This is a genomic window from Terrabacter sp. GCM10028922, from assembly GCF_042666095.1.
In the GTDB taxonomy this organism is placed as follows: Bacteria; Actinomycetota; Actinomycetes; order Actinomycetales; family Dermatophilaceae; genus Terrabacter.
The window spans coordinates 466,426-482,246 of the sequence record NZ_JBHTFG010000023.1 but is presented as its reverse complement, the minus strand read 5'-3'; the positions used below and the strand labels follow the sequence as shown (position 1 = coordinate 482,246).

Annotated in this window: 13 protein-coding genes; 8 read left to right on the top strand and 5 right to left on the bottom strand. The window is 71.4% G+C overall.

The features are described from left to right. Positions 1-116 precede the first annotated feature (116 nt). A complete protein-coding gene (locus tag ACFQU3_RS19070; protein WP_385912663.1) occupies positions 117-959 on the top strand; it encodes a LuxR C-terminal-related transcriptional regulator in 843 nt (280 codons plus the stop codon). Positions 960-984: 25 nt separating this feature from the next. Beyond that, entirely contained in the window at positions 985-1,941 is a 957-nt protein-coding gene (locus tag ACFQU3_RS19065; protein WP_385912661.1) for a D-2-hydroxyacid dehydrogenase family protein, read from the top strand. A 67-nt stretch (positions 1,942-2,008) separates the two neighbouring features. Here the strand turns inward: ACFQU3_RS19065 and ACFQU3_RS19060 are convergent, their stop codons facing one another. Next, complete coding sequence (locus ACFQU3_RS19060) at positions 2,009-3,199, bottom strand: PucR family transcriptional regulator (RefSeq protein ID WP_385912659.1); 1,191 nt, start codon at positions 3,197-3,199, stop codon at positions 2,009-2,011. A gap of 100 nt (positions 3,200-3,299) precedes the next feature. Here ACFQU3_RS19060 and ACFQU3_RS19055 point away from each other — a divergent pair, with 100 nt between their 5' ends. From ACFQU3_RS19055 to ACFQU3_RS19045, 3 genes are read left to right on the top strand one after another with little or no spacing between them, the layout of a single operon-like run. Then, complete coding sequence (locus ACFQU3_RS19055) at positions 3,300-4,376, top strand: ferredoxin reductase (protein WP_385912658.1); 1,077 nt, start codon at positions 3,300-3,302, stop codon at positions 4,374-4,376. Between the two features lie 13 nt (positions 4,377-4,389). Continuing rightward, complete coding sequence (locus ACFQU3_RS19050; RefSeq protein ID WP_385912656.1) at positions 4,390-5,667, top strand: fatty acid desaturase family protein; 1,278 nt, start codon at positions 4,390-4,392, stop codon at positions 5,665-5,667. A gap of 16 nt (positions 5,668-5,683) precedes the next feature. After that, a complete protein-coding gene (locus ACFQU3_RS19045; RefSeq protein WP_385912654.1) occupies positions 5,684-6,358 on the top strand; it encodes an HAD family hydrolase in 675 nt (224 codons plus the stop codon). A gap of 79 nt (positions 6,359-6,437) precedes the next feature. Here ACFQU3_RS19045 and ACFQU3_RS19040 read toward each other — a convergent pair whose 3' ends face one another. The 3 genes from ACFQU3_RS19040 to ACFQU3_RS19030 all read right to left on the bottom strand — a co-directional run bounded on the left by ACFQU3_RS19040 (position 6,438) and on the right by ACFQU3_RS19030 (position 9,896). Next, a complete protein-coding gene (locus tag ACFQU3_RS19040) occupies positions 6,438-6,977 on the bottom strand; it encodes a hypothetical protein (protein ID WP_385912652.1) in 540 nt (179 codons plus the stop codon). A 72-nt stretch (positions 6,978-7,049) separates the two neighbouring features. Continuing rightward, the gene (locus ACFQU3_RS19035; RefSeq protein ID WP_385912651.1) at positions 7,050-8,897 is read right to left on the bottom strand and encodes a hypothetical protein; all 1,848 of its coding nucleotides are present in this window, start codon (positions 8,895-8,897) and stop codon (positions 7,050-7,052) included. An 87-nt stretch (positions 8,898-8,984) separates the two neighbouring features. Then, the gene (locus ACFQU3_RS19030) at positions 8,985-9,896 is read right to left on the bottom strand and encodes a hypothetical protein (protein WP_385912649.1); all 912 of its coding nucleotides are present in this window, start codon (positions 9,894-9,896) and stop codon (positions 8,985-8,987) included. 81 nt (positions 9,897-9,977) lie between these two features. Between ACFQU3_RS19030 and ACFQU3_RS19025 the strand changes: the two genes are divergently transcribed. Then, positions 9,978-10,733: a DUF4240 domain-containing protein gene (locus ACFQU3_RS19025; protein ID WP_385912647.1), complete on the top strand. Its 756-nt coding sequence runs from the start codon at positions 9,978-9,980 to the stop codon at positions 10,731-10,733. Positions 10,734-10,736: 3 nt separating this feature from the next. Here the strand turns inward: ACFQU3_RS19025 and ACFQU3_RS19020 are convergent, their stop codons facing one another. Further along, on the bottom strand, positions 10,737-12,173 hold the full coding sequence (locus ACFQU3_RS19020; protein WP_385912645.1) for a GuaB1 family IMP dehydrogenase-related protein: 1,437 nt from the start codon (positions 12,171-12,173) through the stop codon (positions 10,737-10,739). 295 nt (positions 12,174-12,468) lie between these two features. Here ACFQU3_RS19020 and ACFQU3_RS19015 point away from each other — a divergent pair, with 295 nt between their 5' ends. Both ACFQU3_RS19015 and ACFQU3_RS19010 read left to right on the top strand, forming a co-directional pair. Further along, the gene (locus ACFQU3_RS19015) at positions 12,469-14,556 is read left to right on the top strand and encodes an MMPL family transporter (RefSeq protein ID WP_385912643.1); all 2,088 of its coding nucleotides are present in this window, start codon (positions 12,469-12,471) and stop codon (positions 14,554-14,556) included. Between the two features lie 199 nt (positions 14,557-14,755). Further along, a complete protein-coding gene (locus tag ACFQU3_RS19010) occupies positions 14,756-15,778 on the top strand; it encodes a M12 family metallopeptidase (protein WP_385912641.1) in 1,023 nt (340 codons plus the stop codon). Positions 15,779-15,821 lie beyond the last annotated feature (43 nt).

Here is a 15,821-nt window from a genome sequence, read left to right as displayed (position 1 = left end):
ACCGGGACCCGGTGGAGACGACATGTCGCACTTCTGCGTAATCGGCCGCGTCCTGGCACTCCCTCGCGTATCAGCGCCGGCGCTGGCGGCTCTGACCGTGATCGGGGAGGTGGGATGTGCCCAGGACCGAAGAGTCCACGTTGCGGGCGGCGCTCGAGCTCGCGGCTCGGGCGGTGTCCGTCGAGCACGGCAGTGGCCTGACGACGCTCATCGGCGACGTCGCGCTGCTCGTCGGCGCGGACACGGCGAGCCTGGCGAGGATCGATCTCGACGGCCGCGACGAGGTGGCCGTGCTGTGGCCGACGTCCAGGGCGGGCGCCGCTGTCCGGACGTTGGCGGCCTACCCGGACACCGCCGCGACCCACCCGGTCCGCGCGCCGCTGCTGCGGTCGGTCCGGGAGCGAAGGCCGTGGGTCCTTCCGATCCAGCTGTCCGAGGTCTCGAGCGAGCTCGGCTGGCGTTCGACGGCGCTCGGGCGGGACGTGCTCGGCGCGGTCACCGACCAGCTCTGCCTCCCGCTCGGCTACGACGGCACCGTCGTCACCGCTCTCAGCCTGACCCGGTTCGGGGGCGTGTTCGGCCCGCCGGACCGGGACCTGCTCGCGCTCGGCGCCCGGCACCTGCGTGCCGCCGTCGCGCGGACCCGGGGCACGCGCATCCTGGCCCTGCGTCTCTCACCGGCCATCGCCTGGACGCCGGTGTGCTTCGCGCACGGCGCCGGTTCGCCGCCGGGCGAGCCCGCATCCGGGACGGAGGCCGACCGGTCTGCCCTCGTCTCGCCACGCGAGCGCGAGGTCCTCGACCTCGTCGCGGAGGGTCTCACGGACGCGGCGATCGGCCGCCGCCTCGGGCTCGCCACATCGACCGTCTCGAAGCACCTGCACCGGGTCTACCGGCGACACCACCTCGGCAACCGCGCCGTCGCCACCCACTGGTGGGTCGAGCGGCGGATGCCCTGACCTGACCGTCTCCTAGGGTGGTCCCGTGCGGATCGCGGTGCTCGACGACTACCAGGGTGTGGCCCTGACCAGCGCGGACTGGTCGCCGGTGACCGACCACGCGACCGCCTCGAGCACCGTGGACGTCTTCCGGGACCACCTGAGCGAGCCCGCGGCGCTCGTCGAGCGACTCGAGCCCTACGACGCGGTCGTCGTCATGCGCGAGCGCACGCCCCTGCCCCGGGAGGTCCTGACCCGCCTGCCCCGGCTGCGGCTCGTGGTCACGACGGGTCGGCGCAACCCGAGCATCGACACCGCTGCGGCCGCCGAGGCCGGCATCACGGTCTGCGGCACCGACAGCCTGCCGAGCGGTCCCGCGGAGCTGACCTGGGCGCTCGTGCTGGGCCTGGCACGTCATCTCGTCACGGAGGCGACAGCGGTGCGCGACGGCGGCTGGCAGACCACGGTCGGTCGCGACCTCGCCGGGCACACGCTCGGCCTGGTCGGGTTCGGGCGCATCGGCACACAGGTCGCCGGCGTGGCACGCGCCTTCGGCATGGACGTCGTCGCGTGGAGCCGCAGCCTGACGCCTGGGCGCGCCGCCGACGCGGGCGCTCGTGCGGCGTCACTCGACGAGGTGCTCTCGACCTCCGACGTCGTCTCGATCCACCTCGTCCTCGCGGAGGGGACGCGCGGCCTCATCGGCGAGCGTGAGCTCGGCCTGATGCGGCCCGACGCCCTGCTCGTCAACACCTCGCGCGGGCCGATCGTCGACGAGCAGGCCCTGCTCGCCGCCCTCGACCGCGGTCACCTGGGCGGCGTCGGGCTCGACGTCTTCGACGAGGAGCCGCTGCCGGCCGGCCACCCCTTGCGCCGCGCGCCGCGCACGCTGCTGACGCCGCACGTCGGCTACGTCACGCAGGACGTCTACGCGACGTTCTTCAGGGGCGTCGTCGAGGGCGTGACGGCATACCTCGACGGCTCCCCGGTCCGGTTGCTCTGACCCGGGCGTATGCCGTCCGGCCGGGTGGACGTGCCCACTCGACGGGGTTGGAGGCGACGGCGCACGGTCAGCGGCGGCCGGCGCGCAGCACGAGCTCGAGCTCGAACCGCACCTCGGGGTCGTCGAGGGCGTCGCCGAAGAGCTCCTTGAGCTGAGCGACGCGGTAGCCGACCGTCTGCTGGTGCACGAAGAGCTCCTCGGCGATCGGCGCCCGCTGGCCCTGGTGACGCAGCCACGAGAACAGCGTCTCGGTGAGCCGGTCGCGCGCGGCAGGGCGCAGGCCGTCGAGCGGGGCGAGCCGGGTGCGGGCGAGGTCGTCGGTGGCCAGCGGCTCCGCGTGCACGACGAGCTCGGCCAGGTGCTCCTCGACCCACACGGGCTTCGCGTTGACGTGCGGCTGGTCGGGGCCCGGCCCGACGCCGTGCGCGCCGGCCGACGTCGCCAGGTGGAGAGACTCGCTCGCCTGCTGCCACGGGCGTGGCGGTCCGACGATGGCGCGACGGCCCCGCAGCGCGCGCTCGAGGTCGCGCCGCCGTGGCTTGCGGTTCACGAACGGGAAGACGACGATGACGTCGGTCCCGCGCTCGGCCACGAGCCCGTCGGGACCGAGGGCGCCGCGCAGACCGTCGACGTGCGGGAACGGCACGAGGGCTACGACGACGACCTCGGGCAGGGTCCACCCGACGGCGGCCGCGAGCCGAGCCACGCCACCGTCGCTCGAGTCGCCGCGAAGGATCATCTCGAGCAGCTCGCCGCGCAGCCGCAGCTGCTCCCCCGCGCGCTCGGACTGCTCCTGCGCGTAGCCCTGAGCGCTCGCCGCCGACAGCTCGTCGATGTACGCGAAGAGCGACTCGCCGAGCGCGAGGAGCGCATCAGGCGGCAGCTGCGAGACGTCGATGGTGCGCGAGATGGCGCGGAAGGTGACGCGCGCGCCGTAGCGGTAGGCGGCCAGAAGCGACTCGAGGCTGCGCCCCGAGCGCACCTCGCCACGTCCGAGGCTCTCGTAGACCCACTTGCCGTCCTCGGACAGCGCCGGCAGACGCGTCCCCGGCAGGTCGAGGAAGCGGTTGAGGGCGATGCTCACGCCCCGCCTGACGCCCTGCCCGAAACGTCCCTCCATGGGCATCGCATAGACCGGCACGTCCCGAGGGATGCCCTCGACGATCGCCTCGACGATGTCGCCGACGACGGGGCGCAGGACGGTCGTCACGTCGGCGGGTAGAGACAACCACGGCGGGTCCGACGTGGCGTGCACCACTTCGGTCTCCTCACTTTTGTCGTGACGCGATAGTTTCTTGCCCCAAAGAGTACGCGCCGGCCCAAGATAGGAAAGGGCTCCCACAGGGAACATAGAAGGTATGGTCCAGATCAGAGCTCTACGGCGTGTGGCGTCGATCTTGACGACCCCGCTCGCGCCCGAGGACTTCCTCGGTCTGGTCAACCCGCTCGCGTCCTCGCGACAGCTGCGCGGCGTCGTCACCAAGGTCGTCCGCGAGACGCCCGACTCGACGACGATCCACTTCCGCCCGGGACGCGGCTGGAACCAGCACGTGGCCGGCCAGTGGGCCCGCATCGGCGTCGAGATCGACGGCGTGCGCCAGTGGCGCAGCTACTCGCTGTCGGCTGCGGTGGGCCACGACCCCGCCATCACCGTCACCGCGATCGGTTTCGTCTCGACGGCGCTCGCCCGCGACACGCGGGTCGGCGACATCCTCTTCCTCGACACCCCGCAGGGCGACTTCGTGCTTCCCGAGCACCCCCGCCCGCTGCTCATGGTGACAGCCGGCAGCGGGCTGACGCCCGTCATGTCGATGATCCGCACGCTCGTGCCGCGCCGACCCGACGCCGACGTCGTGCTCATCCACTCCGCGCGCACGCGCGACGACGCCCTCTTCCACGACGAGCTGCTCGAGCTGGCCGACCAGTTCCCGGGCCTGCAGGTGCGCCACTGGTTCACCCGCGAGGACGGCGGCCGACGCCTCGACCTCTCCGACGTCGCCGACCTCGAGACGCTCTGTCCCGACTGGCGCGACCGGGCGGCATACGCCTGCGGTCCCCCCGAGTTCCTCGACGCGGCCACCGAGCTGTGGGAGCGCGAGGGCGCCAGTGACGTCGACGACACCCCGGCCCTGACCATCGAACGCTTCGCCCCCGTCCTGCTCGACGGCGTCGGCGGCGAGGGCGGCCTCGTGACGTTCGAGAAGAGCGACAAGGAGGTCGAGGTGGGTGGCGACGTTCCCCTCCTCGACGCCGGCGAGGAGTGCGGGGTCGTCATGCCGAGCGGGTGCCGCATGGGCATCTGCCGCAGCTGCCTCACGCCGCTCGTGGCCGGCAAGGTCCGCGACCTGCGCACCGGTGAGGTGCACGGCGACGAGGGCGAGCTCATCCAGACCTGCGTCAACGCGGCCGCCGGACCCGTCCACCTGGACATCTGAGAAGGGAACCACCATGACCGCCACCACGAACCGACCCACGACGACGCCCACCGGCGTCGCAGTCGATGCCGTCGACGGCGCCGCCACGACGATCCGGCCCAGGAAGCCGATCCTCGCGGCGACCGGCGGACCCGTCCAACGCCCGAGCGCCGCCTCGCACCTGTCCGACGCGGACGTCGAGCGCCTCGGCCAGGAGCTCGACGCGGTGCGCGACCGCATCATCGCCTCGCGTGGCGCCAAGGACGCGGCCTACATCCGCCGCGTCATCCGCATCCAGCGCACCCTCGAGATCGCGGGCCGCGCGACGCTGCTCCTGTCGAAGAAGAAGACGGCCTTCGTCGCGGGCACTGCGATGCTCTCGGTCGCGAAGATCCTCGAGAACATGGAGATCGGCCACAACGTCCTGCACGGGCAGTGGGACTGGATGCGGGATCCCGACATCCACTCGACGACGTGGGAGTGGGACTTCGTCACCCCCGCGGCGGCGTGGAAGCACACCCACAACGACCTGCACCACACGTGGACGAACGTCCTGGGCAAGGACAAGGACGTGGGCTACTCGACGCTGCGCATGGCCGAGGACCAGCCGTGGCGTCCCTTCAACATCCTCAACCCCGCCATCAACATGGTCCTCGCGCCGTTCTTCGAGTGGGGCATCGCGATCTACGACCTCGAGCTCGAGGCGGTCAAGGACGGCGAGAAGTCCAAGGACGACCTCAAGCGCGACCTCAAGGCGGTCGGCCGCAAGGTCGTGCGCCAGTTCACCAAGGACTACGCCGCGACCCCGCTCGCCGCCGTGCCGTTCGGCTCGGGCAAGCAGGCGCTCATCGGCACCTTCACCGCCAACGCGATCCGCAACGTCTGGGCCCACTCGGTGATCTTCTGCGGCCACTTCCCCGACGGTGTCGACACGTTCACCGAGGAGGAGATCGAGGGCGAGACGCGCGGCGACTGGTACATCCGCCAGATGCTCGGCTCGGCCAACATCTCCGGCAGCAAGCTCATGCACATCATGACGGGCAACCTCAGCCACCAGATCGAGCACCACTGCTTCCCCGACCTGCCGAGCAACCGCTACGCCGAGGTTGCCGTCGAGGTCCGCGAGATCTGCGATCGCTACGGCCTGCCCTACACGACCGGCCCGCTGCCGAAGCAGGTCGCATCCGCCTGGGCCAAGGTCTTCCGACTGGCGCTGCCGCCGCGCAAGCCGCGGTCGCTGCCGAAGGATGCCGTCAACGCGCCGGTGCCGCAGCGCCGCTCGCCCCTGCCGATGGTGGCCAGTGTCGGCTGAGGCGGAGGCACGACCCGTGCCGAGGGCCGCCTTCTTCGACCTCGACCGCACGCTGATCCGGGGTTCCGCCAACTACCCGCTCGCAATCGCCGCGTTCCGCGGCGGTCACGTGCCCTGGCGTGACCTCGTCAAGGACACCGTCAACGCGATCTCCTTCCACCGCAGGGGATCCACCGACGAGGGCTCGGAGGCGCTGCGCGAGCGCATCCTGCGCGCCGTCGCCGGCATCCGGCAGTCCGACATCATCCACCTCACCGACTCGATCGTGCCGGGCATCGTGCGCAAGGCGATCCCGGCGTCGATGACGCTCCTGTCCGACGCACGCGCGCTGGGGCAGGACCGCATCGTCGTGTCGGCGTCCCCCATCGAGCTGGTGAGCCGCATCGCGACGGCGCTCGGGCTCGAGGGCGCCGTCGCCACCCGCAGCGAGCTGGACGACGACGGCTGCTACACCGGGCACCTCGCGGGCGAGTTCTGCTACGGCGCGGGCAAGGTCATCGAGATCGAGAAGCTCGCCGCCGAGCGGGGCTACGACCTCGCTCGGTGCACCGCCTACAGCGACTCGATCAGCGACCTGCCGATGATGGAGCGGGTCGGCACGGCCGTGGCCGTCAACCCCGACCGCGAGCTTCGCGAGCTGGCCCGCGAGCGCGGCTGGCGCGTCGTCGAGGTCGGCCGCAAGCGCCACTGAGCCGTATGCCCGGTGGCGCCGCCTGAGCGTCCAGCTCACCCGCTCGGCCGACGACGTCGAGGGCGACCCTCTGTCGCCGTCACCGCTCGGCGGACCCGGACAGGATGGCGCGGACCACCTCGATGGTCCGCAGCTCGAACGCGGACGTCTCGTCACGGAGCTGCGCGAGCTCGGCCGCTGCCTCGTCGACGCCCTGCTCGTGCCCGACGAGCGCGGTCCCGACTCGTGCGTCCAGGTTGACGAGCGTGCGCACCAGCGGGTCGAGACGCTCGTAGGTGCTGACATCGCTGAGGCTGGCCACCGCCACCTGGGCGGAGACGAGACGCGGGAGGAGTGCCCGCATCGTCTCCTCGTAGCGGTGGGCCTCGGCAACCGAGTCGTCGCGCGGTTGGGACTCGACCGCCCAGGTCAGCCAGGCGATGGCATGGGTGCCTGTCGCAACCAGCTGCACGAGGTCGAGGAGGGACTGACGCGCCTCCCGGTTCAGCTCGTCGTATCGGGCTGCAGCGACCCGTTCGCGCTCGATCCGGACCTGATGCCCGGAGGCGATGAGCGAGCCGACGATCCCGGCGACCGCGCCGATCGCGGTGCCGAGCAGGCCTGCGAGGGCAGCGTCCACGCGATCAGTCTGCCGGAGCCTCGAGCCGCACCGGCGCAAACGCGCGAAGCGTCACCAGGAGCTGTCCAGCGCTCACAGCGTCCAGCTGGCCTTCTCGTAGCCCATGGCCATGCAGCGTGTCGTCACGCACGCCATCGTGATTGCTTGGAACGCAAGGCGGTTCGGTGCGGCCAACCACGGTCCCCCGCTCCAGACCCATACGACGCCCTGATAGTCGGCTGCGAGGCAACGCGTGCTGCTCATGCACCCGAGAGCGCCGACGGCGTAAGGCAGGACGCGGCGCACCGACCACGTCGACCCATTGAACGTCGAGTACAGGTCGGAGGCGGAGATGACCATGCAGAACGCGCTGGACGTGCAGGTGAGCCGTCTGGCCTCGGTCACGCCGGAGGCCCGACGAGCAGACCATGACGTGCCGTTCCAGGTGCTGAACTGTCCGTCATACGTCATCGCGATGCAGAACCGCGACCCTCGACACTCGATCTCGACGGGCCCGAACGACGTGAAGAGCCGCGTCGGCGAGGACCACGTCGTGCCGTTCCAGCGTCGGACCTCACCGTATTGGAAGGTGAAGCACGCTGTGGTGGATGCGCACTCCACGGGCCAGTAGGGGCCGATGCTGTCGAACGTCGTCGCCGGTCCCCACGCGCCGGTCCACTTCCGGTATGTCCCCTGCTGCGCGTCAACGGTCATGCACCAGGTCGGCGACAGGCACGACACCGACGACGGCCGAGTCCCCAGGCGTGACATGCCCGTCCATCCGGACCCGTTCCATCGCACTGCATTGCCGACGTAGTCGGTTGCCATGCAGAAGGTGGCCGTGGGGCACGACAGGTCAGCGACCCACTGCGACGTGGGGTCGAAGCTCTTGGCGGCGGTCCACGTCGAGCCGCCACCACGCCACCAGCGTCCACGGTCGTCGACGACGAGGCACGACGACGACGTGGCGCAGTCCATCGAATAGGACGCCCCGTAGATCGGGTAGAGGTCCCGGACGCTCCACGTCGAGCCGTTCCACCGGCCGGTCCGGCCGTCCCCCACGGCGGTGCACGACGAGGACGACGTGCACGAGACCGACTCGATGTCGAACAGGCGTCCGTCATCGGCGTTGGCGGCGTTGGCCCACGCGGAGCCGTTCCAGCGCCATGTGCGGTAGGCGCTGCCACTCGTGGCGAGGCAGAACGACGCCGAGGTGCAGGAGAGGTCCAACGTCGTGTGGAGCCAGGCGCTCCCGAGGTATGAGGCGACCCAGCCGGAGCCGGACGTCCGCAGCGCGATCGCGCCGCCCTTGGGCTCGATGCCGATCGCATGGCACACCGTCGCCGACGGGCAGGCGATCGCGTCGACGCGCGAGGCCCACGGAGCCGTCACCGGGGCGGACAGCGTCGAACCGTTCCACGTGGTCAGCCCCCGACCCGAGGAGCCGTCACCGCGCACGAGCCCACACCGGGTGGCGCTGTAGCAGTCGACGGCGCGGAAGGGGGCGATGGCGGAGCGGGTGACCGTCCACGTGCCCGAGCGGTAGATGCCGTAGCCGTAGTCGGACACTGCCAGGCAGAAGGAGGTGGTGGGGCACGAGACGGCCCGGACGCCGGGATTCTGCCCGTCGACGCGGGGGAAGACGACCTTCGGCGTGCTCCACGTGGTGCCGTTGAACGTCAAGACCCGGCCGGACAGGTCGACGGCCATGCACCACGTGGTCGTCGGGCACGCGACGTCGCTCGGCTGGCCGCGGTCAGGCACCGCCGTGACGGGCGCGCTCCACACGGGGTCCGGCGCGGCAGCGATGGTCGAGACTGCTGGTGGCGCGTCGACAGCCGGTGGGCTCGTCTGCGCCGCCCCGACGGCCGGCATCGTCGTTGTCGCAGCCAGGACCGCGAGCGCGGCGAGGACCTGACGCAGTACGCGGCTCGCGCGCATCTTTCACCCCTGTTGCTCGTGCGCGCGGCAGTGCGCGGCTCGCTGATGCTAGGGACCGAGCCCGCACCAGACAAGACCCCGGTCCGGTCAGGTGGCCATCAGCTGCTCGCGGCGGAGGTCGAGCGAGGCGACGGTGTCGTCGACCCGCGCGATGGCCGCCTCGACGCTGCGCTTGCACCGCTTGATCTCGTCACGCACGAGCAGGTCGGTGAAGACGTTGTCCCAGAAGATGTCGAGACCGCGGGTCAGTCCGCTGAACTCCGGCAGGGCGACCCCGGGCATGCGCAGGTCGTCGAGCTCGCGGGTGAAGCGGTCGAGCGCCTCCCCGGCGAGGTGCAGCCGCTGACGGGCCTCGTCGAGCCGTTCGTGCTTGAACGCGGACGTGAGCATGCCGCCGCCGCCGAAGGTGTCCCAGCCGGACCAGGCATCGGCGCTGTCGAGCGTCGTGAGCGCGGCAGCCAGGCCCTGACGTGCCGAGCGCCCGGCCACTCGGGCCTGGTCGACCTCGCGCAGCTCCCTCAGCCGGGCCAGCTCATCCACGGCGTGCGCAACGTGCACGTCGTCGACCGTCCCGCCACTCCCGGCCACGGCCTCTAGCGCGGCGACGTACTCGGCATCCGCATCGTCGAGCTGACCTGCTCGTGCGGCGATGCGCGCGACCTCCTCCCGGGCCTTCTCGACGACGGAGGCCTGCCGGTCGACCGCGCGGGCCGCCCCCGTCGCCTCGGCCCGCTCGCGGTCGAGGTCCTGCTCGCGCGAACCGCGCAGTGACGACCAGACGCGGGCCGCCGAGACCCCTTCGAGCCGGTCGACGTCGTACTCCTCGCGGGTCAGCTCGTCACGGAGGCGCTGGTGCTCGCGCCGGGCCCGCTCGAGGGCGGTGTTGAGAGAGCGGAGCCGCTGGTTGAGCTCGGCGCGCTCAGTGAGGTCGTGCCGCGCCATCTCGAGTCGCTGGGGCGGAGGGACCACGTCGTCGGGCACTGCGTCGTGGCTGCTCATGCCACAACGATGCAGGAACGGCCTGACGCGTTCCCCTCGTTGTCCCCAGCCCAACCCACCGCGCGTGGCACACTGCGGCGCATGCACGCGCCCCGAGGGGCACTCCCGCTCCTGGTGGCGGCAGCCCTGACCCTGACGACCGCCTCGTGCGGCAACCCGTCGAGTCCGGGCGTGGGCTCGACGCCTGTCGACTCGATCGAGGGCACCGGCTGGTTCTCTTACCAGCCACCCCCGGGCGCGACGCCCGTCACCACGGATCCGATCGCCACCATGCCGGGAGCACGAGCCATGACCTCTGACCAGTTCTGGGCGATCGTCGACCGGGTCGCCTCACGCGACCCGGAGGGGGCTGCCGAGTCCCTCACGAGCGCGCTCGAGGCTCTCGGGCCGGAGGGGGTGCTCGCCTACGAGGCCCAGTTCGTGGAGCAGATGAAGCGGTCGAACACCTACCTGCATCTTGCCGCGGCCGAGGCCGTCATGGGCTTCACGAGCGAGGACGTCTTCGTCTCGTTCCGCACGTGGGTGCTCTACCAGGGCCGCGTCGTGTACGACGCCTTCGTCTCCGACCCGGACTCCCTGGCCGCGCACGGCCCGGACGACGACGAACAGGTCGGCGCCGCGGAAGAGCTCGAGTTCACGCCGCTCGACGTCTGGAGCGAGCTGACCGGGCGCGATCCCGACGACGAGGACAGCGACGTGCCCGACCACGGCGCGATCTACGAGGAGCCGAGCGGCACGCCGGTCGACGCGAGCCGGCTGGCGTCCCGGTTCCCGCGGCTCACGGCCGCCTACGCCGGCGGCTCGCCGGAGAGCCCCGCCCCCATCACGCGCAGGTGACCGTCACCAGGAGGTGTGGAGCGGACGCCCTTCGGCGAAGCCCGCCGTGCTCTGGAGCCCGACGACGGCCCGTTCGTGGAACTCCTCGAGAGTGCGCGCACCGGCATACGTGCAGCTGCTGCGCAGCCCGGCGATGATCTGGTCGATGACGTCCTCGACGGACGGTCGCGCGGGGTCGACGTACATCCGAGCCGTGCTGATGCCCTCCTCGAAGAGCGCCTTGCGGGCGCGGTCGTATGCCGTGTCGCTCGCCGTGCGGTTGCGCACCGCACGCGAGCTGGCCATGCCGAAGGACTCCTTGTACTGGCGGCCGTCGTTGTCGGTGTAGAGGTCGCCGGGGGACTCGAGCGTGCCCGCGAACCACGAGCCGATCATGACGTTGGAGGCGCCGGCGGCGAGGGCGAGGGCGACGTCGCGCGGGTGCCGCACTCCGCCGTCTGCCCAGACGTGCTTGCCGAGCTCCCTTGCCGCCGTTGCACATTCGAGGACGGCCGAGAACTGCGGGCGACCCACTGCCGTCATCATGCGCGTCGTGCACATGGCGCCGGGTCCCACGCCGACCTTGACGATGTCGGCGCCGGCCTCGATGAGCTCGCGCGTGCCTGCAGCCGACACGACGTTGCCCGCCACGACCGGGACTCCCGGGTCGAGCGCGCGGACGGCGCGCAGTGCGTCCAGCATCTTGTCCTGGTGCCCGTGCGCGGTGTCGATCACGAGGACGTCGGCGCCCGAGTCGAGCACCTCGGCAGCCTTGGCCGCGACGTCGCCGTTGATGCCGACGGCGGCGGCGACGCGCAGCTGCCCGGCTGCGTCGACGGCCGGCGCATAGAGGCCGGCGCGGATCACACCGCCCCGGGTGAGGATGCCGACGAGCTCACCGTGCTCGGAGACGACGGGCGCCACCTTGCGGCGCGCGATCGAGAGGCGCTCGAAGGCCTCTTGGGGGTCGATCGTGTCCGGGAGCACGACCATGTCCTCGTGCATGACGTCGTGCACCTGGGTGTAGCGGTCGACGCCGGTCAGGTCCTTCTCGGTGACGATGCCGACCGGCTTGGGTCCGTCGACGACGACCGCGGCGCCGTGGGCTCGCTTCCCGATCAGGACGAGAGCCTCACCGGCCGTCATGTGCCGCTCGAGCGTGATCGGGGTGTCGTGGACGAGGTGGCGCTGCTTGACCCAGGCGACGACGTCGCGAACGACCTCCGCCGGGATGTCCTGCGGGATCACGGCGATGCCACCACGGCGGGCCACGGTCTCGGCCATCCGGCGGCCCGCGATCGCGGTCATGTTGGCGACGACGAGCGGGATCGTCGTGCCGGACCCGTCGACCGTCGACAGGTCGACGTCGAGGCGGCTCGTGACGGACGAGCGGCTCGGCACCATGAAGACGTCGTCGTAGGTGAGGTCGAGCTGGGGCTGAAGGCCGTTGAGGAACTGCACGGGCACCCATGCTAGGCCGCTCACCAGGGTTCCGGCGTGTGGGACTGCGGGTTGGACGGGGGCCGGACGGGGGGGCCGGACGGTGGGCTCGGCGGTGCGCGCGGTCAGGGTCTACCCCCAGCCGTCCCTGAGGTTGACCCCGATTCCGCGGCAAACCTCTGTGCGATGAGGACCACCGGACCTAGCGTTGGTGCGGGCCGCTGGCGCGCGACCCCACTCCAGCAGAGGGGCAATCACCATGGAAGCCAACAAAACCGGCGGGATCGGGCGCCTCGCCCGGATTCCGTCGTCGCGAGTGACGAAATGGTTTGTCGTCGCCTTCTGGATCGTCGCCGTCGGGCTGCTGTTCGGGCCGGCGTCGAAGCTCCCCGACGTCCTCAACAACGAGGCCTCCTCCTGGTTGCCGGAGGACGCCCAGTCGACCCAGGTGGTCAACCAGATCAGCGACTTCCAGAGCACGAACGAGTTCCCGGCCGTCGTCATCTACGAGCGACCCAGCGGGATCACGCCGGAGGACCTGGCGGCCGTCACTGCCCAGGTCGCCCGGTTCGACGCCCTCGAGCCGGTCAAGCGTGACGCCGTCGGTCCGATCCCCTCTGCCGACAAGCAGGCCCTGCAGGTCATCGTCCCCGTGGACGCCGGCGAGGCCGGCTGGGACTCGCTGGGCACCACCGTGACGCAGATGCGGGACGCAGCCGAGGACACCCCCGCCGGTTTGTCGATGCACATCACCGGGCCGGTCGGCTATGCCGCCGACTCGTCAGAGGCCTTCTCCGGCATCGACGGCAAGCTGCTCTACAGCGCCATGGCCGTCGTCATCGTGATCCTCCTCATCACCTACCGCAGCCCCATCCTGTGGCTCGTCCCGGTGCTGGCGGCGGGAACGGCGCTCTTCGTCGCGCAGGGCGTCATCTACTACCTCGCCGACGGTGACACGTTGACGGTCAACGCCCAGAGCTCCGGCATCCTCACCGTCATCGTGTTCGGCGCCGGCACCGACTACGCCCTGCTGCTCGTCGCGCGCTACCGCGAGGAGCTGCGGCGCCACGAGGACCGGCACGAGGCGATGGCGTTCGCCCTCCACCGCGCCGGTCCAGCGATCTTCGCGTCCGGGACCACGGTCATCGCCGGCATGCTGTGCCTGCTCTTCGCGACGATGAGCTCGACGAAGGGCCTCGGGCCCGTCGCGGCGATCGGTGTCGCGGTCGGCCTCCTCGTCATGCTCACGCTCCTCCCCGCCCTGCTCGTCGTCCTCGGCCGGTGGGTGTTCTGGCCGGTCCGCCCGACCTACGGCTCCGTCGACCACACCCGCGACGGGATCTGGGCCCGCATCGGCGCCCGCATCGCCCGCGCCCCACGCCGCACCTGGGTCGTCACCTCGCTGCTGCTCGCCATCGCGTCGGTGGGCGTCCTCCAGCTCAACGCCGTGGGCCTGTCCAACAAGGACTCGTACTACACGACCCCGCCCTCGGTCATCGGCGAGGAGATCGCAGCCAAGCACTTCCCCGCTGGTGCCGGGTCCCCCGTGCTCGTCCTCACCGACGAGGCGACGGCGGGCGCTGTCGCCGACGCCGTGGAGGGGGTCGACGGCGTCGACGCGGTCACGCCGGCGGTCACGAGGAACGGGCGGTCGCTCATCCAGGCGACCCTCGCCGACGCGCCGGACTCGGACGCGGCGACGGCCTCGCTGGACGGCATCCGCCGGGCGATTGCGACGGTCCCCGGCGCAGACGCCATCGCGGGCGGGGACACGGCGACGCGCGCCGACACCCTGCGGGCGAGCGCCGACGACAACGTCAGGATCATCCCGGTGATCCTCGCCGTCGTGCTGCTCATCCTCATCCTGCTGCTGCGCTCGGTCACCGCGCCACTCGTCCTCATCGCAACGGTCGTGCTGTCGTTCGCAGCCGCAATCGGCCTGTCAGCCTTGATCTTCCGCCACGTGTTCGGGTTCGCCGGGGCCGACTCGTCGCTCCCGCTCTTCGTGTTCGTGTTCCTCGTCGCCCTGGGGATCGACTACAACATCTTCCTCATGACCAGGGTCCACGAGGAGGCGAAGCAGGTCGGCACGCGACGCGGCGCCCTCGTCGGGCTCGCCGCCACGGGCGGGGTCATCACCTCGGCAGGGCTCGTGCTCGCCGGCACGTTCGCGGTGCTCGCGACGATGCCGGTCGTCGCGTTCGCCGAGATCGGGTTCGCGGTCGCGCTCGGTGTCCTCCTCGACACGCTCGTCGTCCGCCTCGTCCTCGTCACCGCGCTCAGCCTCGACATCGGCGGGCGGATGTGGTGGCCCGGTCGACTCGCGCGCGACGACCGGGCGTTGAGCGAGCGGGCCGGCGCCTCCGGTCGCGCGGAGGAGCCCGAGCTGGCGCGCACCACCTGAGCTCGTCCCCTCCGCCACGTCCCCCGACGACTGGAGCCGGGGAGGCGTCACTCCCGAGCCTGCGAGGGCATGACACCTCACTCCGGAATGCCGTCCGGCCCCGACCGGACGGCATACGTCGTTTGGCTGTGGCGCGGCGCCGACGCGAGGACTATGGGGGTGGGCGCGGCCCGCGCCCCCGACCGATTGGGGGAACACCATGACGGACGCACCGCACGTGTGCTTCGACCGGATCCTTCCCAAGGACCTGATGCGCCCTCACCGGCGCGAGCGAGGACCCGACGGCGCGGATCGCGCGATCTCGCCGGTCGGCAAGGCGTGGATGAACGGCACGACTCTCAAGGTGCGTTTCCTCGAGGGCACGCCGGCCCAGCAGTCCACGGCACGCGAGCAGGCCGGCTGGTGGCAGGAGGCGTGCAACCTGCGCTTCGACTTCGGCAACCACCTGAACGCCGACATCCGGATCACCTTCGACCCCGGCGACGGGGCGTGGTCCTACGTCGGCACGGACAACAAGAGCATCCCGGCCGACGAGGCGACGATGAACCTCGGATTCCTCGACGGCGGCACCGCGGCGCACGAGTTCGGGCACGCGATCGGCCTGGCGCACGAGCACTCGAACCCACAGGGCGGCATCCAGTGGAACGAGCCTGTCGTCATCGCGGCGCTGGCCGGGCCACCGAACTTCTGGGACGAGGCGAAGGTGCGGCACAACGTCTTCCGGAAGTACGCCCTCGACCAGGTGAAGGGGACGCAGTTCGACCCCGACTCGATCATGCTCTACGCGTTCCCCGCGGCGTGGACGCTCAACGGTGTGGCGACGCACGAGAACGAGGCGCTGTCCGCACTCGACAGGGCGTTCGTCGCCGGCGCCGCGATGTACCCGAAGGCGGCGCCCGTCGTCAGCGACGCGACCGCGCTCGAGGTGGACGGCCCGAAGGTCGAGGCCTCGATCGGGGACGAGGGCGAGGAGGACCTCTACGCGTTCGACGTCTCGAGCGAGGGCCTCTACGAGGTGACGACGCGCGGCTCGACGGACGTCTTCCTGTCGCTCTTCGGGCCCGACAGCGAGACCGACCTCGTCGGTGAGGACGACGACAGCGGCTACGGGCTCAACCCCAGGATCCGCACGGCCCTGCTCCCCGGGCGTTACGTTGCCCAGGTCCGACACTTCCGGCCGAGCGGCACGGGCAGCTACTCGATCCGGGCGCGCCGGCGCTGAGCCCGGCTGCGCACCGGGCGGGCGACGCTTCACCGCCGCCCTC